The sequence below is a fragment of the Streptomyces sp. CA2R106 genome, assembly GCF_037034245.1.
GTDB lineage: Bacteria > Actinomycetota > Actinomycetes > Streptomycetales > Streptomycetaceae > Actinacidiphila.
In genome coordinates this window covers 65001-86426 of the sequence record NZ_JBAGKC010000022.1, presented here as the reverse complement: position 1 = coordinate 86426, position 21426 = coordinate 65001, and the positions used below count along the sequence as shown (strand labels likewise).

The following is a 21426-nucleotide window of genomic DNA, read 5'->3' as shown; positions in this document are numbered from 1 at the left end:
CATGACGATTGTTGTTCTCGGCGCCACCGGACACTTGGGACGCCATGTGCTTGCCGGCCTGAAGCGCCGTGGTGTCCCTGCGGCCGACATCACCGCCGCGGGCCGGGACCTGTCGAAACTCGGTGACCAGAACGTCCGGGCGGTACGTGTCGACTATGCCGACGCCGCCACGGTTCGCGCGGCGCTGCGCGGCGCCGATCGCGCGCTGCTCATCTCGGGTGGCGACTTCGGCCGACGCGTGGCGCAGCATGCCGCGGTCATCGACGCGGCCGGCGCGGCCGGCGTCGCGCTGCTCGCCTACACGAGTACGCCGCACGCCGCCGGTTCGGGGATGGCCATGGCCCGGGAGCATGCCGCTACCGAGTCGCACCTGCGCGACTCCGGTGTGCCGTTCACGGTGCTGCGCAACTCGATGTACCTGGACATACTCACCGGGCAGGTCGCGCCGCGGGCGGCGGCCCGCGGTGTGGTCGAGGGCGCTTCGGGCAAAGGCAGGATCAGCCCGGCGAGCCGAGCCGAGCTCGGGGACGCGGCGGCCGAGGTGCTGGTGGGTGCGGGCCACGCCGGCGCCGTGTACGAGCTCGGCGGCGCGCGCTCGTACACGATGGACGACGTGGCCTCGGCCATCGCCCGGTGGTCCGGCCGGCACGTCGAGTACCGCGACGTGCCGGCCGGCGACTACCGGGCCATGCTGGTGAAGCAGGGCATGCCCGAGAAGGTGGCCGAGATCTTCGCCGACACCCAACTCGGCATTGCCCGCGACGAGTTCTACGTGAGTTCCGGCGACCTGACGCGGCTCATCGGCCGGCCGTCCCGGACCCTCGAAGAGGCGCTGTCGAGGACGGCTACCAGCGGTTCCAGTGGCTGAAGTTCCTGTCGTCGGCGCGCGGGGCCGGCTTGAAGTCGGTGCCGATCGTGTAGGCGATCGGGGTCAGCGCGACCTGGACGGTTTTGTCGAACGGGAGGCCGAGCAGGTCGGCCATCTCGCGCTCGAACGTGAGGTGGGCGACGGTCCATGCCGTTCCCAGTCCGCGTTCCCGCGCGGCGAGCATGAAACTCCAGGTCGCCGGAACCACCGAGCCCCAGTTGTGGGCCTGCCCCCGGATCGAGAGGAGTTCCTCGCGACGAGCGACCCGCACCACCGGGATCATCAGCACCGGCACCTCGTGCAGATGCTGGACCAGATGGCCGAGGCTGCCCCGAATCCGTCCCCACTGCGACGAGGCGAAGCTCATCCGGGTCGGGAGCGGGGTGGGGTCGTGCTCGTCGGGAGCACCGGCCATGAGCCCGGCGCGCCAGATGTCGGCCACTTTCGCCTTCGTCGCCGGATCGTCGATGAAGACGAAGTCCCACTGCTGCTGGTTGCGGCCGGTCGGTGCCTGGGTGGCGACCTTCACCGCCTCCTGGATCAGCTCCCGCGGAACGGGCCTGGTCAGGTCGAGGCGCCTGCGCACCGCGCGCGTGGTGGTGAGGACCTCGTCTGCGGTGAGCCCGAGGGCCTGGTGCGTCGGACCGCTGGTGTTCACTGGGCCGCTCCTGGTTCGTGGCAAAGGACAAACGGACAAACGGGCAAAGGGACAAGGAGACAGGGAGGCGGAGGGAGCAAGGGGTTCCGCGGTGGCTACGGCGCTGTCCGGGTGGCGGGCAGCGCCGCGTCGAGCAGGGCGGCCGCCGCATCGCGCGTGGCGTGCACCACCGCGGGGTCGCGGTCCATCTGAAGGGACTGCGCGGCCCCGTCCCACAGGGCGTGCAGTTGCATCGCCACCGCCGAGGGGTCGGCCGCGCCCGCCTCTGCCGCGAGGTCGGTGAACGTCGTCCGGAGCCACTCGCGGTACTCCGAGGCGACGGTGTCCACGCCGGCGGCGTGCGACTCGGCGGTGGCGCGGGCGAAGGCGCATCCGCGGTAGGTGCTGTCGGCGGCGAACTCCAGCTGGATGTCGAACGGCGCGAGCGCCCTCTCCCGTGGGTCGCGGCGGCTCGCGAGCGCGCGTTGGAAGCGCGCCTTCATGCCGTCGTGCCGGTCGCGGAGGTAGGCGGCGACCAACTCGTCCTTGGACTTGAAGGCGTCGTACAAGCTGGCCTTCGCCACCCCCGCGTGTTCGAGGAGCCGGCCGATGCCGACGCTTCGGATGCCCTCCTGGTAGAACAGCTCCGCGGCGGCCGAGAGGAGCCGTGCGCGAGGTGTACCGTGCGTGTCAGTCTGCATCCGACTCACCTTTTCCTGTGGTGGGAACAACCGTCGTCAACGCGGCGGCGCCGAGGGCCGCCAGTACCAGGGCCAGTCCCGCCGCGATCCGGGTGAGCGGTATCCCCGCACTCGTCAGGGCGCCCGGCACGATCGCGGCGGCGCCGAGACCGAGGTAGGCGACGACGAAGACGGCGGCCATCAACGCCGGTCTGTCGCGGTCCGATACGCCGGCGGTCACCATGCGGATGGGGCCCTGGAAGCCCGGACCGAACCCCGTGCCCGCTACCGCGCTGGCGGCCAGATAGAGGCCGGCCGAGCCCAGCGCGAGCGCCGCGAGCGTCACACCGAGTCCCGTGAGCGTCATGAGCAGGCCGACGACGGTGACCGCTCGGCCCCCGACGTTGCGCAACGCCACCGTCATCACCGTCGCGGTGCCCATCAGCGTGAACAGCGGAAGCGCGCTCTTCCAGCCGGAGGCCCCGGGCGCCAGCGTGCGGAACAGGGCCGGGCTCAGCGCCGCGTAGAAGCCGGACAGGCCCCAGACCACGAAGACCACCGGCGCACATCCGATGAAGGCCGCGCGGGCGTGACGGGGGACGGCGACTCGTGGTGTGAGCGACAGCACCGGGACCGGCCGCCGGTCCGTGTCCGGGATCAGACGCGGGACCAGGGCGCCTTGAGCCAGCAGGATCGCCCCCAGCACCAGGTAGACCGTGTGTGTGGGGCCGGGCACGAACTGGATGAGGAGGCCGCTCAGCAGCGCCCCGAGTCCGCTGCCGGTGCCCGGCGAGGCGGCGCTCGCGACCGGGCCGTACTCCTGGTCGGACTCGATCATGAGGGCCGACAGGTTCCCCAGCGCGGCGCCTGAGGCCAGACCCTGCATCGCCCTGCCGATGACGATCGGCACGAACGAGCCGGCGGCGGCGAACAGGGCGAGCGCGATCACCTGGACCCCGATGGAGGCGAGCAGCACCCTTCCGCGCCCGAATCGCTCGGGCAACCGGTCCAGCCACAGCAGCCCGCAGATGACCGCCACCGCGTAGGTGGCGAACGCGAGCGTGCCGATCAACGCGCTGGCATGCCACGCCGATTCGTACGCCTGATACAGCGGGCTGGGCGCGTTCGCGCTGGCGAGGAAGAGCACGACGATCGAGCTCGCGAGGACCAGCGCGCCGGGCCCGCCCGGTCCGCCCGGTCCGTCCTGAGCGTCCCGAGCGGACGCGAGGACCTCCAGCGGCGCTGCCCCGTACATACGGCGGGATGCCAACGGTCTCCCCCTCCGGACAGACCGGTCTGTCCGCAGGAACCTAACAACAGACAGGCCGGTCTGTCCACCGCAGTCCCGACGTCGACGTGACCGCTGAACTTCTCGCGGGGGCCGGCCCGTTGGCCGCGCCGACGCCCGTCGGAGTGATCAGCGCAGGTCGAGTACCGCCTTCCCGACGATGCCGGCCTCGACGGCCTCGTGTGCGGCGGCCACGTCGTCGAGGCGGAAGGAGTGCACGGGCAAGGGCGTGAGCGCGTCCTTCCGCAGGGCCGCGGTGATCTCGGCGGCGGAGCGCAGCAGTGCGTCGCGCGGCTCGGTGAGGAACAGTGCGAACCGCAGCACCAGGTTGGACCACATCAGCCGGAAGACCGGCAGGGCCGGGTCGTCGGGGGACGCCGAGTAGGTCACGATGGTGGCCCCCGGACCGGCGACGGCGAGGTCCAGTTCGAGGTTGCCGGTCAGCGAGACCTCGATGATCCGGTCGACCGGCCCGACTCCGTCGAGGATCTGCCGCGCCGCGTCGGCGTCGCGGTAGTTCACCACGAGGTCGGCGCCCGCGGCCCGAGCCAGCTCGGCCTTCTCCGGTCCGCTGACCGTCGTCGCGATCCGCGCGCCCGCGAGCCGGCCGAGTTCGATCGCGTAGTGCCCGACGGCGCCGGCACCGGCCGCGACCAGTACCGTGCGGTCGCGGGGCGAGCCGTCCGCGTGCAGGCACCAGTGTGCGGTCATCGCCGGTATGCCGAGGCACGCCCCGAGTTCGTCGGAGGTCCCGTCCGGCAGCACCACGGCCTGCTCGGACGGCACGACCGTCCACTCCGCCGCGGTCCCCCACAGGGCGCCCGACCCGGCCATCCAGATCCACACGTGTTCGCCGATCCGGCTCGCGTCGACTCCCGTGCCGACCGCGTCGATCCAGCCCGTCCCGTCCTGGTGCGGGATACGGCCGGTGCGCTCGCCGATGCGCTGGAAGTCCCGCGCGGTGGAGTTCAGCCGCATGAACATGTCGCCCGGGTTGATCGCGGACAGTGCGATGCGGACGCGGACCTGGCCGGGGCCGGGTTCGGGGCGGTCGACGTCCACCACCCGCAGCACGCTGCTCGCGGGACCGGACGTGTCGTAGAACGCTGCCCTCATTGCTTCTCTCTTCTCCTCTTGCTCGTGGTGCTCTCGCGCTACGGACGGGCGGCGACGCGTCGCATCAGCGACTCCAGGTCACGCTCGCCCGCCGGGGTCTGCGCACCCAGCTCCAGAGCGCCGGTCATGAGCCGCGCCGGCAGGTCGCCGCTCACCAGCTCGGCCCAGGCGCTGTTCTCCGCGCGCAGGCCGTCGGACAGGTCCGCCGGCGGGACCAGTTCCTTGGCGGCGGCGATCAGCTCCGGGGAGAGCGCGGCGATCCGCTCCGCCACCTGGTCCACGAACCCGTCCAGTTCGGACGCGGGCACCGCGCGGTTGATCCATCCGTAGGCGGCCGCGGTGTCCGCGTCCACCAGGTCACCGGTGAGCAGCAGCTCCAGCGCGCGGTTGCGCCCGACCCGCTCGCGCAGGTACTGCGTTCCCCCGCCGCCGGGCACGATGCCCATCAGCACCTCGCTCTGGCCGATGCCCGCCGTCTCCCGCGCGGCGAAGGCCATGTCGGCGGCCGCGACGAACTCGGCACCTCCGGCCCGGGCCTTGCCCGCCAGTTTGACGATCGTCACCTGGGGCTGGTGGCGCAGCAGTTCGCCGACCCCCTGGAAGAGGTTGGCGTCCGGGTTGCGGTCCGCGATCTCCGCAAGTCCCGCCATCTCGTCGAGGATGTGGATGTCGACGTGGGCGATGAAGAACTCGGGGTTGGCGCTGGAGAACACGATGACGCGGACCGAGCGGTCGTCCCGCAGTGTTCCGAGAACGTCGTGCAGTTCGCGGATCAGGGTCCCGCTGAGCACGTTGACCGGCGGAGTGTCCAAGGTGATCCGCGCGACTCCGGCATCGATGCCGACACGGAGCGTTGTGTACTGGTCCGGGTCCATGAATGTCCCTAGGTTTGCGATGGGCTAGTAGGTTTGCGATGCATACCAACCCTGGGCCCGGCCCTGTGAACGGTCAATAACGCACTTGTCGACAACCAAGGATCACGATGGATACCGACCTTTCGCCCCAACCGCCCCGTGGTGCTCCGCGGTTCAGCGCCGAGTGCCCGAGCCGGCCGATCCTCGACCAGATCGCGGACAAGTGGTCGATGATGGCCATGGCGGTCCTGGAGCGACCGACGCGGTTCAACGAGATCAAGCGGCAGTTGGAGGGCGTCACCCAGCGGGTCCTGACGCAGACGCTGCGCCGGCTCGAACGCAACGGCATGGTCCGGCGCCGGGTGCTGGAGACCTCTCCGCTCGGGGTGGAGTACTCCCTCACCCCCCTCGGCGAGTCGTTCCGCGGCCCTTTCACCCGCCTCCACGAATGGACGGTCGAGCACAGCGACCAGGTCCAGTCGGCCCAGCGCGCATACGACGAGCGGTCGTCGGGGCGCTAGCAGGTTCGCGCGTGCGGGGCGGGGACACGTCGCTGTTCGAGCGGGCTGCTGCTGTCAGTCCGTTCTGACGTCGGCGGATCGTGCCGCGGCCTGCGCTCGATACCGCCCCGGTGTGGTGCCGAACTCCCGTTGGAAGGCGTGTGAGAGCGCGTACGGGCTGCCGTAGCCGACTTGGTCGGCGATGGCGGCCAGGGTGTCCGGGGTGTCGCGGAGCAGGGTGGCGGCGCGGATCACGCGCCACCAGGCGAGATACGCCATCGGAGGACGGCCGACCAGGGCGGTGAACCGGCGCGCCAGGGTGGGGCGGGAGACGCCCGCCTCCGCCGCCAGCCGGTCGTTGCTCCATGGCTCGGCCGGGTTCGAATGCAGCGCCCGCAGCGCGGCGGCCGTCACCGGGTCGCCCAGTACGCGGGGCCAGGCTCCGCCGGGGGCCTCGGTCATCCACGCGCGGATCATGTAGATGAGAAGGAGGTCGAGCAGGCTCGGGAGCGCCACGCAGGAGCCGGGCCGCGTCTCGTCCAGTTCACCGGCGAGCAGCTCGATGGCGGCACGCAGTTCGAGGTGGCTGCTGACCCGGCTGGGCAGGTGGACGACCTCAGGCAGCTCTGCCATCAGCGGGTGCATGCGGCTGCAGTCGAGCCAGTACCTGCCGCAGAGCATCTCTGTCTCGTAGTGACCGGGCCGGGTCCGCGGCTGTGTCTCCGCAAGCCCTGGCCCGAACGGGACCGCCTCCTTTTTCGCGACCGCCGTATCGACCGGGGAGTCGGCGAGCACATGGCCGGTGCCATGGGGCAGCAGCACCGCGTCGCCCACGCCGAGGGGTGTGGGGGCACCGCCGTCCGTCAGCAGCCAGCAGTGGCCCTTGAGGACGACGTAGAAGCCCGCGCCGTCGTACGGGTCCAGGCGCGCGCTCCAGGTCCCGCTGGTCCGCAGCCGGTGGGACCAGGGGTGCCCGAGGTGCACGGCGGAGATCGCATCGCTCACCACATCCACCGCTCCAGGGTATCTGTCGTATGACGGGTGAGAGGGATGCGTATTTTCTTGAGCACAATGCGCATTGAGACGGTCGTTCGACCTTTCCTAAGGTCGCTCACGTGACGAACGAGAACGAGCGTGCGCAGAGCATGGTGCTGGGAGACGTCGAGGTCATCCGGGTCGTCGAGTGGCACGAACCCTTCCTGCCCGCCTCCGACATGTTCCCGGGAGCTGCCGCCGAGGTGTGGAAGGAGAACGAGGGCCGGCTGGCACCGGACCACTGGGAGCCGGACAGCGACGTGGTGGTGCTTGCGCTCCAGAGCTGGGTGCTGCGCAGCGCGGGCCGGACCGTCCTGGTCGACACCGGGGCGGGCAACGGGCGCGAGCGACCGGGCATGGGGCCCTTCCACCACGCCCGGAGCGATCTCCTCGGCCTCCTGGCGAGGGCCGGTGTCCGACCGCAGGATGTCGATGTCGTCGTCAACACCCACCTCCACGTCGACCACGTCGGCTGGAACACCGTCGACGTGGACGGGCAGTGGGCACCGGCGTTCCCCAACGCCCAGTACTTCATCCCGGCCGCAGACGACTTCCACTACGGTCCGGGCAACGCGTACGGGAACGGCACGCAGGAGGTCGACCGCCTGGTCTACGAAGACAGCATCGCGCCCATCCACCAAGCCGGACAGGCCGTGCTGTGGGACGGCGTCCATCGCGTCGACGAACACCTCACCCTGGAATCCGCGCCCGGTCACACGCCCGGCTCGTCCGTGCTGCGACTCGCGTCCGGCAGCGACCGGGCGGTCTTCGTCGGAGATCTGCTGCACAGCCCGGTGCAGATCCTGCACCCCTGCTGCAACAGCAGCTCCTGCCTGGCCCCGGAACAGGCGGTGGCCAGCCGCCGCCGGATTCTCGGACGGGCCGCCGACGAACGGGAACTGCTCGCTCCCGCGCACTTCGGCGGCGCGGGGGCCCTCGAAGTACGACGGGACGGCGACAGGTTCGCCCTCGGCCCATGGGCGGCGGCCGGCCGGAGGAAGCGCGCCGTCGAGTGAGCCGTGGCCTCGTCCGCGCACCGCCCCGGCACCTGCTTGGGTACGGTGTGGGGCGGTGCTCGTCGGCGGGGCGGCCGTCGGAGCACCGCGCCGCACACGGCCGTCGCGGCGCGGCACCGGACGGGGGACGGGGATGGCGGGGGACGCGGGACAGGCGTCCGGCGCGGCGGACGGCGCCGCACCGGACCGCGCGGGCGGACCGAAGGGGTGCGCCGGACCGCGCAGGAAGCTGTGGTGGTACCGCTCCGAGCCGTTCGAGGAGGAGATCGAGCGGCTCAGGAAGCCCGACGGCAACGCCCTGATCCCGTGGCTGCTGATGGCGCTCGGCCCGCTGGTCGACCTGCTCAAGGGCCGGGTGGGCCAACCGTGGCCGGCCGCCGCGGGCCTGGCGGTCTTCTGCACGCTCTACGTGCTGACCGTGCGCTCCGCCTTCAGCGCCCGCCGGCGCTCCGGGCCGGTGCCGCTGCGGCTGCTGGGCGGCCTGGGCGCGACCGCGCTGGTGCTGGCGATCGGCTACGGCGGCAACTTCCTGCTGCTGTTCGTGCTGGTGTCGCTGTGCGTGGGCAGTGTGGCGGGCAGCCGCCGCTCGCTCGGGCTGCTGCTGATCCCGACCAGCGCGGCGGCCGGGACCGTCTCGGGGCTGCGGCACGAGGGCATCTGGTCCACGATCAGCCTGGCGTACGGCTCGTTCCTGTCCGGGCTGGTGGTCTCGGTGATCATCACGCTCTTCCACGCGGTGGACCAGCTCAGGTCGACCCGGCAGGAGCTGGCCCGCTCCGCGGTCGCGCAGGAGCGGCTGCGGTTCTCCCGGGACCTGCACGACCTGCTCGGGCACACCCTGTCGGTGGTCGTGGTGAAGTCCGAGGCGGCCCGCCGGCTCGCGCCGCGCGACCTGGACGCGGCGCTCGCCCAGGTCGCGGACATCGAGTCGGTGGGCCGGCAGGCGCTCACCGAGATCCGTGAGGCGGTCACCGGCTACCGCGAGGGCAGCCTGGCCACCGAGTTGGAGCGGGCCCGTTCGGCGCTGGCCGCCTCCGACATCGAGGTGGCGGTGCGCGAGTCCGGCCCGCCGCTGCCGCCGCAGACCGAGGCGCTGCTCGGCTGGGTGGTCCGCGAGGGCGTCACCAACGTCGTACGGCACAGCCGCGCCTCGAAGGCCACGATCGAGCTGCGCGCCGACGGGGAACAGGTCCGCCTGACCATCACGGACGACGGGGCCGGGCCGTCGGCCACGCCCGGCCCGGGCCCCGGGGTCCGCACCGGCACGGGTCTGCGCGGGCTGACCGAGCGGCTCGCCGCGGCGGGCGGCTCGCTGGCGTCCGGTCCGGCCCCGGCGGGCGGTTTCCGCGTCGCCGCGGTCCTGCCGGTCGAGGAGCAGCCGGAAGGGTTCAGGCGCGGTTGACCCGGCGGGCGACCAGATGGGCCACCGCGAGGTAGACCGCGGCGGGCAGGCCGTAGTTGACCACGGTGCGCCACTTCGCGTTGTCGATGGTGAACATGTCCCTCGACCAGGTCGCGAGCCAGTTCGCCGCGTGGTGGACCGCGTCGACGAGGTCGTTGCCGCGGTTCGCGTCGAAGACGAAGAAGAAGATCCAGAGGATCAGGATGAGTGCAGCGATGTCTGCGGCGAGCAGGATGATCGCCGCGGCGGGGTTGCCGCCATACCGTCTGGCCATGGCGGTCGTGTTGCCCGGGCGCGGTGGGCGAAACCTGCCGCGGGGCCGTCTTGTTGAAGTGGACCTGCCACCAACTGCCGGTGCGGGCCGACCCCGGGCCGGGTCCCGGCACGACGACGGCCGGCCGCCTCCCCCGTCATGAGGGAGGCGGCCGGCCGTGGTGCGGCGCCCGGTCGTACGGCCGTGCCCGCCCGGCGAACCGGCCCGACGCGGTCGGGCGCCGCGGATCAGCCGCGCTGGATGCCGCTGCTGTCCTGGAGGACGCCGCGGCGCCCGTCCTGGGTCTGCGCGATGAGCGCCTGGCCGCGCTGGTCCACCGCGAGGTACCAGGTGCCCGGGGCCAGTTCGGCGATCTGCCCGCCGCTGCCGTCCTCGGCGAACAGCGGCCGCGGGACCGGCACCGCGAACCAGAACGCGGTGAAGTCCGCGGACGGCGACGGGGCGGCCGTGGTCGGCTGCGAGTGCACACCGGCCGCGGGTGAACCGCCGTACGGCGGCTGCGGGGCCGGGGCGCCGGCGTAGGCGGGGTCCACCGACTGCGCGCCGCCCGGGTAGCCGTAGCCCGCCTGCTGCGGGGCCGCACCGTAGGGCTGCGGGCCGCCGACACCGTACGGCTGCGGCTGCTGCGGGCGCGGGGCGCCGGCCAGCGGGGCCTTCAGCGCGGGCAGCCGGCTGCCCAGCACCGCGGCCACCGCGATGACGACACCGAAGATCAGGGTCAGCCAGGCGCCGACCTTCTTGTCGACGTTGTCCTGGTTGTTGAAGAGCGTCGACCACACCGCGGTCCAGCCGACGAACAGCGACAGCGCGATCGTCCACTGGTCGAGGGACAGCCCGAGCACCTGCCGCCCCGCGAACTGCCCCGACCGGGAGACCAGCAGCGCCGCGGCGGCGATGATCGCGGCCAGCGTGACCGACGGCAGGATCGGGAACGTGGCCGAGTGCCAGAGGTTCTGCGAGCTGTGCGAGACGCCACCGCTCACGGAGTAGCCGCTGGGGTAACTGTAGAACGGCAGGAAGGAGGCGATCAGCAGCAGCGCCGCTGAGCCGATCACCAGGCCGTCTCCTCGGGTCAGGGAGCGGATGTTCACGTCGGGTCCTGTCCTTTGCGATGCGGAATGCTGGATTCGGTTCGTCGGGGCGGGAAGCGGTGCCCCATCGTACGGGTGTGACCTTTGGCCGGGTGTCAGGTATGCGTCTTGGTGCACGATCCATACCGGACTGCTACAGCCCTGTCACCTCTTCCCATCGGCAGGCCCCGCGGGGGAACCCTGCAGAAAGGCGGTGAGGCCGTCGGCGATGCCCTGGGCGGCGCGCTGCCGCCAGCCGGCACTCGTCAACGACGCGGCGTCCTGCGCGTTGCGCATGTTGCCGCACTCGATGAACACCTTCGGCACGGTGGAGAGGTTGAGCCCGCCCAGGTCGTCGCGGACCATCAACCCCTTGCCCCCGCCGAGGTAGTCGGCGAAGGGCTCACCGGTCGCCGCCTTGAAGTGCGCCCGCAGCGTGGTGGCGAGCAGCAGCGACGGAGCGGCGATCTTCCGGGTGTCGGCGCCGCCCGCGTGCAGCGACTTCGGCGCGATCACATGGAAGCCGCGCGCACCGGCGGGCGCGCCGTCGGCGTGGATGGACAGCGCGGCGTCCGCGTGGGCGGCGTTGCCGATCCGGGCCCGCTCGTCGACACAGGGGCCGTACGGGCGGTCGCCGTCCTGGGTCAGCACCACCTTCGCGCCGCGGGCGACCAGGATCGCCCGCGTCCGCCGGGAGACGTCCAGGGTGTAGGTCGCCTCCGGATAGCCGGAGTCGGTCTCGGTCCCCGTGGTGTCGCATTCCTTGCGGTTCGTGCCGATGTCGACCAGCCGGTTGATCTGCGCGGTGTGCTGGTAGTTGGTCGGATTGTGCCCCGGGTCGAGCACGACGACCTTCCCGGCCAGGGGAAGCGTTTCAGCAGACGGCGTCGCGGACGGGGTGGTGCCGCCGGGCGCGGCGCTGCCGCCGCCGGCGTTCTTCCCGTCGGCGCTCGACGCGCTGCCCGTGCTGCGTGTGCCGCCGGTACCGGAGCCCGAGTCCGCCGCTGTTCCGCAGCCACTCACAAGCACCGCCGCCGCCACCACGGCCGCTGCGGCGAGTCCGCCGCCACGACCGCCCCCGTGTGACCCGTTGCTGAACACGCCCGCGACTCTATCGGCCCGAGCTGTCACCTTGCACCCGGCGTCACTTTCCGCGGTCGGCCGCGTCAGCGCCGGGGGCGCCCGCCTGCCCGGCATCCGGCCGCCCGGTGTCCAGGTGCCCGGCGCCGCGCCGCAGCACCCGCAGCGAGCCGGTCGCCGACACCTCGGTGAACGCCCCGGACGCCAGCGCCCGCCGGTAGATCCGGTACGGCGCCCGGCCGCCGTCGGCCGGGTCGGGGAAGACGTCGTGGATCACCAGCAGGCCGCCCTCGGCCAGCAGCGGCGCCCAGCCCTCGTAGTCCGCGCCCGCGTGCTCGTCGGTGTGGCCGCCGTCGACGAAGACCAGGCCGAGCGGCTGCCGCCACACCTTCGCGACCTGCGGGGAGCGGCCGACCACCGCGATCACGTGCTCCTCCAGCCCGGCGGCGTGCAGGGTGCGGCGGAACTGCGGGAGGGTGTCCATCCGCCCGGTGACCGGGTCCACCAGCTCCGGGTCGTGGTACTCCCAGCCGGGCTGCTGCTCCTCGCTGCCGCGGTGGTGGTCCACCGTCACCACGACGGTGCCGGCCGCCGCGGCGGCCTCGGCGAGCAGCAGCGTGGAGCGCCCGCAGTACGTGCCGACCTCCAGCAGCGGCAGCCCGAGGCCGGCCGCGGCCTCCTTCGCGGCGGCGTGCAGGGCCAGGCCCTCGTCGAGCGGCATGAAGCCCTTGGCGGCCTCGAAGGCGGTACGTACGTCCTTGTCCATGCCGCCAGCGTAGGCGGCCGCTCGCCTCCCGCCCGCCGCGGCGCCACCATGCCCCGCGGCGGGCCGCCAACTCGTATGGCCGGAACGCCTGTTCGTGCCTACGCTGGCCGGGTACGTACGTATGCGCAGGTTCCGCCGGTCCTATCCGCCCGAGGAGTCCCATGCCCGTACCCGGTCAGGCCCACGACATCCTGTCGCCGCAGTTCGCCGAGGACCCGTACGCCAGCTACCGGGTGATGCGGCAGGAGACGCCCCTCGTCTGGCACGAGGGCATGCGCAGCTACATCGTCTCGCGCTACGAGGACGTCGAACGCGCCTTCAAGGACAGCACGTTCACCACCGACAACTACGCCTGGCAGCTCGAACCCGTGCACGGCCGGACCATCCTCCAGATGAGCGGCCGCGAGCACGCGGTGCGCCGCGCCCTGGTCGCGCCCGCCTTCCGCGGCCGGGAGCTCCAGGAGAAGTTCCTGCCCGTGATCGAGCGCAACTCCCGCCGGCTGATCGACGCCTTCCGGCGGACCGGCTCGGCCGAGCTCGTCGGGCAGTACGCCACCCGCTTCCCGGTCAACGTCATCGCCGACATGCTCGGCCTGGACCCGGCCGACCACGACCGCTTCCACGGCTGGTACACCTCCGTGATCGCGTTCCTCGGCAACCTCGCCCAGGACCCGGAGGTCACCGCGGCCGGGCAGCGCACCCGGGTGGAGTTCGCCGCGTACATGCTCCCGATCATCCGGGACCGCCGCGCCCACCCCGGCGACGACCTGCTCTCCGCGCTGTGCCGGGCCGAGGTGGACGGCACCGCGATGGACGACGAGGACATCAAGGCGTTCTGCAGCCTGCTGCTGGCCGCGGGCGGCGAGACCACCGACAAGGCGATCGCGAGCGTCTTCGCCAACCTGCTGCGCCACCCCGACCAGCTCGCGGCGGTCCGCGCGGACCGCGCCCTGGTGCCGCGCGCGTTCGCCGAGACGCTGCGCTACACCCCGCCGGTGCACATGATCATGCGGCAGGCCGCCACCGACGTGCCGGTCAGCGGCGGCACCATCCGCAAGGGCAGCACCGTCACCTGCCTGATCGGCGCCGCCAACCGCGACGAGGAGCGGTACGCCGACCCGGACGTGTTCGACATCTTCCGCTCCGACCTGAACAGCACCAACGCGTTCTCCGCGGCCGCCGACCATCTGGCGTTCGCCCTGGGCCGGCACTTCTGCGTCGGAGCGCTGCTGGCGAAGACGGAGGTGGAGGTCGGGGTGAACCAGCTGCTCGACGCCCTGCCGGGGGTGCGGCTGGCACCCGGCGAACTCCCCGTCGAGCGCGGTGTGTTCACCCGCGGCCCGGCGTCGGTACGGGTGGCGTTCGACCCGGTGTGAGCCCGCCGGCCCGGCCCGGTCTGAGCCGAGCCCCGGCCCGGCCTGAGCCCGCCGGCCCGCTTCAGCCGACGTACGCGGAGGTGAAGCGGACCGGCAGCCGCTCCAAGCCGCGCATCCAGATCGACGGCCGCCAGGCCAGCTCGTGCGGCTCCACCGACAACTCCACGTCCGGCAGCCGGTCGAGCAGCACCTCGACCGCGGTCCCGGCGATCGCCTCGGCCAACTCCGGCGCCGGGTACGGGCAGCGGTGCTCGCCGTGGCTGAAGGAGACGTGCGCGCTGTTGCCGGCGGCCCCGGCCGGCCCGTCGGGCCGCACCTCCGGGTCGGTGTTGGCCGCGGCCAGGCCGAGCAGCACGCAGTCGCCCTGCCGGATCTGGCGGCCGCCGAGCTGCGTGTCGCGGGTGGCCCACCGGCCGATGAAGTTCTGCGTCGGGGTGTCCTCCCACAGCACCTCGTTGAGCGCCTGGCCCGCGCTGCCCCGGCCGCCGGACAGGGTGACGGCGAACCGGTCGTCGGTGAGCATCAGCCGCAGCGCGTTGCCGATCCAGTTCGCGGTCGGCTGCTGCGCGGCGGCGATCACCGTGACCAGGTCCTGGACGATCTCCATGTCCGCCAGCCCCGCGCGGTGGGCGAGCATCCGGGAGGCGACGTCCGGGCCGGGCAGCACCCGCTTGTGGTCCAGCAGCGCCTGGACCCGCTGCTGGACCCGCAGGTAGGCCGCGACCGGGTCCTCGCCCTCGGCGGCGTCCAGCGACGTGGTCAGGTCGCGGACCATGTCGGCGGTCTGCGCCTCCGGCAGCCCGCACATCCAGACCGCCGCCAGCAGCGGCAGCCGGTGCGCGTAGTCGGCCATCAGGTCCGCCCGGCCGCGCCCGGCGAACGCGTTGATCAGCCGGTCGGCGACCTCCTCGCAGTGCCGTTTCAGCTCGAACTGGTCGACCTCGGCGAGCGCGTCGCTGATCACCCCGGCCCGCCGCTGGTGCTCGGCGCCCTCCGCGAAGAGCACCGACGGCTGGTAGCCGACGTACGGCAGCAGCGGCCAGTCCGCGGGGATCGCCTCCCACTGGTTCCAGCGGCGCGAGTCGCGGGCGAACAACTCGTCGTTGGAGGTGACGTAGTGCAGTTCGCGGTAGCCGAGCACCAGCCAGGCGGGCACGCCGCCGTCGAGCAGCACCGGCGCCACCGGGCCGTGGGCGCGGCGCAGTTCCTGGTAGAGCCGGGCCGGGGTCTGCTGGAACTCCAGGCCGCCGAGGGCCACGGCGCCGAAGGGGGCCGGGCAGTGCGCGGGCGGTGCGGACAGCGCGGCACCCGCGGGGGCGTGGTCGGTCACTGGGCCATCTCCTGGGCACGGGACAGGGCGTAGAGGTGGTCGACGAGCGTGATCAGGACGGTCTTGCCGGACTCCCGGTCGCGCGCGTCGCAGTCGATGAGCGGAACGGCGTCGTCGAGGGTGAGGGCGTCCCGTATCTGCTCCAGGGTGTGCACCGGCGGCCCGAAGCTGTTGCGGGCCACCACGAACGGCAGGCCGTGGTGCTCCAGCCGGTCGATGGCGTACCAGGAGTCGGCGACCCGGCGCGGGTCGACCAGCACCACCGCGCCGAGGGTGCCGGCGAAGAGCCGGTCCCACAGGAACCAGAAGCGCTGCTGGCCGGGCGCCCCGAACAGGTAGAGCACCATGCGCGCGTTGAGGCTGATCCGGCCGAAGTCGAAGGCGACGGTGGTGGTGGCCTTGCCGTCGACGCCGGCGGCCTCGTCGATGCCGACGCCCGCCTGGGTCATCGTCTCCTCGGTGTTCAGCGGGCGGATCTCGCTGACCGAGCGGACCATGGTGGTCTTGCCGACCCCGAACCCGCCGACGATCACGATCTTCAGTCCCTCGTCGGCGGTGTCGGCCAGCGGCCTGCGCGCGGGCGGTTCACAGTTTGCGGAGTCCAACGAGCACCTGCTTCAGAAGGTCGGAGTCGGGCAGCCGGGCGCCCGCGCGGGTACGGGGGTGGCGGGCGGTGATCATGCCGGTGTCCAGCAGGTCGGCCAGCAGGATGCGCACCACGCTCACCGGCAGCCGCAGGTCCGCGGACAGCTCCACCACCGCGGTGGGGCGCCGGCAGGTCCGCAGGATCGCGGCGTGCTCGGACTGCATCCCGGCGGTGGGCTGCGACTCGCTGACGATCAGGGCGACCAGGTCCAGCCGGTCGTCGTCGGCGCGGCTGCGGCCGCCGGTGACGGTGTAGAGCCGGTCGGGGTCCTCACCGCCGACGCTCGCGCGGGTCACGCGGGCTCCTCGGCGGGGCTGCGCGGTGGCGCGGTCAGGTAGTCGCTCAACTGCTCCACCAGTTCGCTGGTGTTGTGGCCGATCATGCCGGCGTCGGCGTCCTGCGCGGCCACGACCGCGAGGTGCGCGCCCTCGCCGGCCTCCACGATCACCAGCAGGCCGCCGTGGAACTCGGTCATCGACTGCCGCACCCCGCCGCTGCCGTCCCCGAACTCCACGGACGCGCCGTGCGACAGGCTCTGGATGCCCGACGCGATGGCGGCGAGCTGGTCGGCCTGGTCGACGTTCAAGCTCGTGGACCAGCTCATCTTGAGGCCGTCGCGGGAGAGCACGAGCGCGTGCCGGCTGCCCGGGGTGCGGTCGAGGAGGCTGTCCAGCAACCAGTCGAGGTTGCGGTCGGTGGTCTGCATCGCGGTCGAGGTCCACCCGGCGGTGCGGGTCGCGGGCCCCTTCCTCCAATCTGTTGTCCTGACGCTGACGGGTGGGGGTGCCTGGGCGCGCAGGTCCTACGGCGAGGGGGTGCCGTCCTGCGGGGTGTCGTGGGGCGCGCCGTGCGGCATGTCGTACGGGTCGTCCTGCGGTTTGGCGTGCTGGGGTTCGGCGTGCTGCTGCGGCTCGGCGTGCTGGAGTGCGGCGGGCTGCGGTCCCGCAGGCTGCTGGGGCTCGGCGGCGCGGGTGCGGGCGGTCTGTTCGCGCCGGCGTTTGCCCGCGGCGACGAACGCGCCGAAGCGGGCGCCCATGTTGCCGGTGGCCGGCTGCGGGACGGGCTCGTCGCGGCCGGGCCGGCCCTGGCCGGGCAGGGCGTGCTCGGCGGCGGCGAGGGTGTGGCCGCGGACCCGCTTGGGCAGGGCGAACAGGTCGTCGTCCGCCGCGGGGGGCGCGGCGGGTTCGGGTACGGTCCCGCTCTGCGGTACGGGCTCGGGCGCGTGGGGAAACGTCCCGGCGGTGCTGGTTTCGGTTTCGGTGCCGCTATCGGGTCCGGCCGGCGGATGGCTGGACCAGGCGGTGCCCTCGGCGGGCGCGGCGGGCGCGGGGACCGGCAGGGGCGCGGTGGGGGCGGTGTGACCGGGCTGCCGCATCGGCAGTCCGCTCGGGCCGATCACCGGTTCGCCGGAGGCGGCCGGACCGGTCGCCGCGGGCACCGCCGTACGCGGTGCGCCGCGGTCCCGGTCCCGTTCGCGCTCCGCGGGCTCCTGCGGCGTACCGTGCGCGGGTGTCTCCTCCCGCGGCCGCGTGATCAGGTGCTGCGGGATGAGCAGCAGTACCCCGGTGCCGCCGCGTGAGGAGGGCCGGAAGTTGACGGTCAGCCCGTACTTCCCGGCGACGCCGCCGACGACGGCCAGGCCGAGCCGGGTGCCCGACAAGGTGCCCAGCCGCAGCGGGTCGTGCGAGACCGCGTGCTGGGCGCGGCGCAGCGCCGGGGGGCTCATCACCAGGCCCGCGTCCTCGACGGTGATCACCACGCCGGTGGTCAGCTCCTCGACATAGAGGTGCACCGTCTCGGTGGGCGGCGAGAACCGGGTGGCGTTGTCGACGAGTTCGGCGAGCGCGTGCATGACGCCCTCGGCGGCGTGGCCGACGACCGCGGCGGTGGACGTGGAGTGCAGCCGGACCCGCTGGTAGGCGCTGATCCGGCCGATCGCACCGCGCAGGATGCTCTCCATCACGATCGGCTTGGTCCACCGCCGCCCGGACCGGCCGCCGGTGAGCACCGCGATGCTGTCCGCCAGCCGTCCGGCCTGCGCCGTGGCGTGGTCCAGCTTGAGCAGGTCGCCGAGAACGTCCTCGTCGTAACGGTTCTCCATCTCGCGCAGGTCGGCCATCATCGTGGTGGTCAGCGCCTGGACCCGGCCCGCGGCGTTGGCGCACGCGGCGAGGGTGGCCGCGCGCAGCCGGGCGGCGCCGGCGAGTTCGGCGGTGAAGACCTCCAGCACCCGGCGGTGCCGCGGGTCGGCGAGCGCGGGGGCGGCGGCCAGCGCGGTGGCCGCGGAGGCGCCGGAGCCGAGCATCTCGACCGTGCGCGGGATCGCGGTCTCGGCCAGGACGCCCGCGTCGGCGGCCGCCGCTTCCAGGCGGACCCGCAACTGCTCGGTCTCGGCGCGCGCGGCGGCCAGTTCGGCGGCGACGGCGTCCGCGTCGGCGGCCATCCGCGCCAGCTGCCGCTGGTGGCCGTCGGCGAACGCCTCGGCCTGGGTGGCCTTGCGGCGCAGGTCGGCGTTCCTGCTGTCGGCGGCGGCGAGCCGGTCGGCCGTGTGGTGCCGGCGGTGCGAGGCGCTGCCGGCCCAGATCACGGCCGCCACCAGCAGCACGCCGTAGCCGATCGAGACCGTCTGCACCCAGCCGCGCGCCTCCCGTGGTGCGCCGAGGGTGAGCACGGCCCAGGCCAGGGCGCAGACCGCCGCCGCCCCGAGGGCGAGGGCCGGGGTGCCGGGGAGCGGGTGCGGTCCGGCCGGGCGGCCGGCGGGTGAACGATCTGGCATCTGGCGGTCCTTCGTCGGTCCTCGTGATCGGTCGGAGGTATGGCGACGAGCCTGCGGGCGGCGTGCGCGTGCGGTTCGGGGACGGTCCGTGCCCGTGCCATGCCCGTGCCATGCCCGTGCTGATCCGTGGTCGGCGCCGCGCCGGATCGGGCCGAACTGCGGTGCGGGCCAGCGTTCATGATGGTCCGCGGCGGCCGGTCGTCAGGCGTCCCGCCCGGCAAGTCCCCCGTTCGGGCGACGTTTTCGAGGAATGCTCGGCTGCTGTCGTCACCGTGCGATAGGTCCAGCGGGTGGGTTCGCGGCTTCTGGCGCCGGCGCGTGCGCGGGTTGGGGGTGGTGCGGGGCGTAGGCCGCGGGTAGGTCGGGCGTAGGTCGAAATCCCGATGCCGTGGGGCGGGGCAGCCGGGAGGATGGTCGTATGAGCGAACTCCTGGGGCGGCGGGCGCCCACCTCCCGTACCGGCGGCCGTGCGGCAGCTCCCGCGTGGGCGGTGCTCGCGATGGTGTGTGCGGGCCAGTTCCTGGTCGTACTCGACGTGTCGGTGGTCAACGTGGCGCTGCCGTCGATGCGTTCGGCGCTGTCCCTGGGCGACGGCGGGCAGCAGTGGGTGGTCAACGCCTACGCGCTGACCTTCGCCGGGTTCCTGCTGCTGGGCGGGCGGGCCGCGGACCTCTTCGGCCGCAAGCGCACCTTCCTGGTGGGCCTCGGGCTGTTCACCGCGGCGAGCCTGGCCGGCGGGCTGGCGCAGGACGCCTGGATGCTGGTCGGTGCCCGCGCGGTGCAGGGCCTGGGCGCGGCGGTGCTCGCGCCGACCACGCTGTCCATCCTCACCACGTCCTTCCCCGAGGGCTCCGAGCGCACCCGGGCGATCGGCACGTGGACGGCGGTCGGCGCCGGCGGCGGCGCGGCCGGCGGCCTGGTCGGCGGGCTGCTCACCGACTACCTGTCCTGGCGGTGGGTGCTGCTGGTCAATGTGCCCGTCGGCGCCCTGGTGCTGGTGGGTGCGGCGCTCTGCCTGACCGAGAGCCGCGCGGAGCGGGCCCGCCGGCTGGACGTGCCGGGCGCGGTGCTGGTCACCGCGGGCGTGGCCGGGCTGGCGTACGGCATCGCGCAGAGCGAGTCCTACGGCTGGGCCTCGGTGCGCTCGCTGCTGCCGCTGGCCGCGGGCGCGCTGCTGCTCGCGGCCTTCGCCCTGGTCGAGGCGCGTACGGTGGCGCCGCTGATGCCGCTGCGGCTGCTGCGGGTGCGGTCGGTGTCGGCGGCGAACACGGTACTGCTCGGGTGCGGCGCGGCGACCTTCTCCACCTGGTACTTCCTCTCCCTGTACATGCAGAACGTGCTCGGCTGGAGCCCGGTGCGCGCCGGGGTGTCGTTCCTGCCGCACACCGTGGCGATCATCGTCGGCTCCAAGCTCGCGCCGCGCCTGATGGGCCGGACGGACGCCCGGCTGGTGGGCGCGGCCGGCGGGGTGCTGTCGGCGGCCGGGCTGGTGTGGCAGAGCACGCTCACCGTGCACGGCAGCTTCACCGGGACGATCCTCGGGCCGGGCATCCTCACGATGTTCGGCGCGGGCCTGCTGATGACGCCGATCGCCGCGGCCGCGACCTCCGGGGTGGCCATGGGCGAGCAGGGTGTCGTCTCCGGACTGCTCAACACCTCACGGCAACTCGGCGGCGCCCTCGGGCTGACCATCCTCGCGACGGCCGCCGCGGACCGCTTCACCACCCGCCGCACCCACGGCGCCGACCCCGCCCACGCCCTCACCTCGGGCTACGGCCTCGCCTTCCTGATCGCCGCGGCCTTCGTCGCCACCGCCACCTGCCTGATCGCCCTCCTCCCCAACCCCACCCCGAAACGCGCCTAGCCGCACCAGAGTCCGGCGCCTCGGTGTCCCTCGCTACTCGGCGGTGCCAGGAGCGTCACCGGGGAGGCGGGCGTACCGGGCGAGGGTGGCCTTGTTCGTCGACGGGTCCTCGAAGGTCAGCCCCCATGGCCCGGTGTTCATGTCCATCTCCTTGCCGAACCCGACCCATTTGCCCGCCATACGGCGCCCGGTCGGTTCGACCAGCATCTGGATGGCGCCGTGGTAGCGGGCACCGCGGTAGTAGCTGTCACCGGCCGTCTGCTCCACCCACGTTCCGGTGACGACGCTCCCGTCGATGGTGAGGTCCACGGTGAGGGTCGAGTCCGACGAGCCGGGGATACTGCGGACCGTCAGCCGGTTGCCGTGCTGGAGCACGACGACGTGGTGGAGCCCGGTGAACGTCTTCCCGCGGCTGCTGGAGTAGTACTCGTAGCGGCTCAGCCACACCCCGCTGTAGTTGCCCGTCGGCGCGGGTTGCGGGGCGCGCCCGCGGCCGGGCGTCGTGGCGTGAGCGGTGCCGCCGGGCCGCGCGGGTTCGACGTCGTGGCCGCCGTCGCCGTCCTCCACCACGCGCGCCTGAGGGATCGCCGGCGCGAAGCCGAGAGACTCGATCGGCAGGCCGGTGATGGACTCCAACGCGCGGGCGTAGACAGGACGGGGAGCCGCGGTGGTACCTGCCTCCCAGCGCTGGACCAGCCGCTTGCTCGCGTCGTTGGGCTGCCCGGCGCGCTCCCCCGCTGCCCGCAACGCGCGGGCGAACTCGTCCTGGCTCATGAGCAGTCCCATGCGGACGGCCCGGAGCGTGCTGTTCGGAGTCGCTGTCGTCATGCCGGTCACGGTAGTCCGCC

At 73.1% G+C, this 21426-nt stretch carries 22 protein-coding genes; 6 read left to right on the top strand and 16 right to left on the bottom strand.

Annotation, left to right across the window (positions count from 1 at the left end; all coding sequences use genetic code 11):
* The first annotated feature begins 1 nt into the window (after position 1).
* Complete coding sequence (locus WA788_RS25895) at positions 2–868, top strand: NmrA family NAD(P)-binding protein (RefSeq protein WP_335981151.1); 867 nt, start codon at positions 2–4, stop codon at positions 866–868.
* Here WA788_RS25895 and WA788_RS25890 read toward each other — a convergent pair.
* From WA788_RS25890 to WA788_RS25870, 5 genes are all read right to left on the bottom strand, one after another.
* Positions 846–1526, bottom strand: coding sequence for a nitroreductase family protein (locus tag WA788_RS25890; RefSeq protein ID WP_335981150.1), 681 nt, complete (start codon positions 1524–1526; stop codon positions 846–848). The two genes, WA788_RS25895 and WA788_RS25890, sit on opposite strands and share 23 nt — an antisense overlap.
* A gap of 95 nt (positions 1527–1621) precedes the next feature.
* A complete protein-coding gene (locus WA788_RS25885) occupies positions 1622–2206 on the bottom strand; it encodes a TetR/AcrR family transcriptional regulator (RefSeq protein WP_335981149.1) in 585 nt (194 codons plus the stop codon).
* Positions 2196–3440, bottom strand: a complete 1245-nt coding sequence (locus tag WA788_RS25880) for an MFS transporter (RefSeq protein WP_335981148.1) — start codon at positions 3438–3440, stop codon at positions 2196–2198. Before WA788_RS25880 ends, WA788_RS25885 begins: the two co-directional genes overlap by 11 nt.
* A gap of 162 nt (positions 3441–3602) precedes the next feature.
* Positions 3603–4589, bottom strand: a complete 987-nt coding sequence (locus tag WA788_RS25875; protein WP_335981147.1) for an NADPH:quinone reductase — start codon at positions 4587–4589, stop codon at positions 3603–3605.
* A 38-nt stretch (positions 4590–4627) separates the two neighbouring features.
* Positions 4628–5464: an enoyl-CoA hydratase/isomerase family protein gene (locus WA788_RS25870; RefSeq protein ID WP_335981146.1), complete on the bottom strand. Its 837-nt coding sequence runs from the start codon at positions 5462–5464 to the stop codon at positions 4628–4630.
* A gap of 107 nt (positions 5465–5571) precedes the next feature.
* Here WA788_RS25870 and WA788_RS25865 point away from each other — a divergent pair, with 107 nt between their 5' ends.
* Positions 5572–5964 (top strand): winged helix-turn-helix transcriptional regulator, encoded by a 393-nt coding sequence (locus WA788_RS25865; protein WP_335981144.1) that lies wholly within the window; start codon positions 5572–5574, stop codon positions 5962–5964.
* Between the two features lie 54 nt (positions 5965–6018).
* Here WA788_RS25865 and WA788_RS25860 read toward each other — a convergent pair whose 3' ends face one another.
* On the bottom strand, positions 6019–6957 hold the full coding sequence (locus WA788_RS25860) for an AraC family transcriptional regulator (protein WP_335981143.1): 939 nt from the start codon (positions 6955–6957) through the stop codon (positions 6019–6021).
* Between the two features lie 101 nt (positions 6958–7058).
* On the opposite strand from WA788_RS25860, the gene WA788_RS25855 reads away from it, so the two are divergent.
* Together WA788_RS25855 and WA788_RS25850 are read left to right on the top strand one after the other, a co-directional pair.
* A complete protein-coding gene (locus tag WA788_RS25855; RefSeq protein ID WP_335981142.1) occupies positions 7059–7994 on the top strand; it encodes an MBL fold metallo-hydrolase in 936 nt (311 codons plus the stop codon).
* Positions 7995–8127: 133 nt separating this feature from the next.
* Positions 8128–9396 carry a sensor histidine kinase gene (locus tag WA788_RS25850; RefSeq protein ID WP_335981141.1) on the top strand — a complete coding sequence of 423 codons (1269 nt, stop codon included), beginning with the start codon at positions 8128–8130 and terminating at the stop codon, positions 9394–9396.
* Here the strand turns inward: WA788_RS25850 and WA788_RS25845 are convergent.
* The 4 genes from WA788_RS25845 to WA788_RS25830 form a co-directional block, all read right to left on the bottom strand.
* Positions 9383–9670 carry a hypothetical protein gene (locus tag WA788_RS25845; protein ID WP_335981139.1) on the bottom strand — a complete coding sequence of 96 codons (288 nt, stop codon included), beginning with the start codon at positions 9668–9670 and terminating at the stop codon, positions 9383–9385. The genes WA788_RS25850 and WA788_RS25845 overlap by 14 nt on opposite strands.
* A 227-nt stretch (positions 9671–9897) precedes the next feature.
* Complete coding sequence (locus tag WA788_RS25840; protein ID WP_335981138.1) at positions 9898–10761, bottom strand: hypothetical protein; 864 nt, start codon at positions 10759–10761, stop codon at positions 9898–9900.
* 144 nt (positions 10762–10905) lie between these two features.
* Positions 10906–11841, bottom strand: a complete 936-nt coding sequence (locus tag WA788_RS25835; protein ID WP_335981136.1) for an N-acetylmuramoyl-L-alanine amidase — start codon at positions 11839–11841, stop codon at positions 10906–10908.
* 43 nt (positions 11842–11884) lie between these two features.
* The gene (locus WA788_RS25830) at positions 11885–12586 is read right to left on the bottom strand and encodes a class I SAM-dependent methyltransferase (protein WP_335981134.1); all 702 of its coding nucleotides are present in this window, start codon (positions 12584–12586) and stop codon (positions 11885–11887) included.
* A gap of 161 nt (positions 12587–12747) precedes the next feature.
* Between WA788_RS25830 and WA788_RS25825 the strand changes: the two genes are divergently transcribed.
* The gene (locus tag WA788_RS25825; RefSeq protein WP_335981133.1) at positions 12748–13962 is read left to right on the top strand and encodes a cytochrome P450; all 1215 of its coding nucleotides are present in this window, start codon (positions 12748–12750) and stop codon (positions 13960–13962) included.
* Positions 13963–14023: 61 nt separating this feature from the next.
* Here the strand turns inward: WA788_RS25825 and WA788_RS25820 are convergent, their stop codons facing one another.
* From WA788_RS25820 to WA788_RS25800, 5 genes are all read right to left on the bottom strand, one after another.
* Positions 14024–15292, bottom strand: a complete 1269-nt coding sequence (locus tag WA788_RS25820; protein ID WP_335981132.1) for a cytochrome P450 — start codon at positions 15290–15292, stop codon at positions 14024–14026.
* On the bottom strand, positions 15289–15897 hold the full coding sequence (locus tag WA788_RS25815; RefSeq protein ID WP_335981131.1) for a GTP-binding protein: 609 nt from the start codon (positions 15895–15897) through the stop codon (positions 15289–15291). Before WA788_RS25815 ends, WA788_RS25820 begins: the two co-directional genes overlap by 4 nt.
* Positions 15878–16234 (bottom strand): DUF742 domain-containing protein, encoded by a 357-nt coding sequence (locus WA788_RS25810; protein WP_335981130.1) that lies wholly within the window; start codon positions 16232–16234, stop codon positions 15878–15880. Before WA788_RS25810 ends, WA788_RS25815 begins: the two co-directional genes overlap by 20 nt.
* Complete coding sequence (locus tag WA788_RS25805; RefSeq protein ID WP_335981128.1) at positions 16231–16644, bottom strand: roadblock/LC7 domain-containing protein; 414 nt, start codon at positions 16642–16644, stop codon at positions 16231–16233. Before WA788_RS25805 ends, WA788_RS25810 begins: the two co-directional genes overlap by 4 nt.
* Before the next feature lie 96 nt (positions 16645–16740).
* Positions 16741–18714, bottom strand: a complete 1974-nt coding sequence (locus WA788_RS25800; protein WP_335981126.1) for a sensor histidine kinase — start codon at positions 18712–18714, stop codon at positions 16741–16743.
* 418 nt (positions 18715–19132) lie between these two features.
* On the opposite strand from WA788_RS25800, the gene WA788_RS25795 reads away from it, so the two are divergent.
* Complete coding sequence (locus WA788_RS25795) at positions 19133–20578, top strand: MFS transporter (RefSeq protein ID WP_335981125.1); 1446 nt, start codon at positions 19133–19135, stop codon at positions 20576–20578.
* A gap of 33 nt (positions 20579–20611) precedes the next feature.
* On the opposite strand, the gene WA788_RS25790 is transcribed toward WA788_RS25795, so the two are convergent.
* Positions 20612–21406 carry a helix-turn-helix domain-containing protein gene (locus tag WA788_RS25790; protein ID WP_335981123.1) on the bottom strand — a complete coding sequence of 265 codons (795 nt, stop codon included), beginning with the start codon at positions 21404–21406 and terminating at the stop codon, positions 20612–20614.
* Positions 21407–21426: the final 20 nt, after the last annotated feature.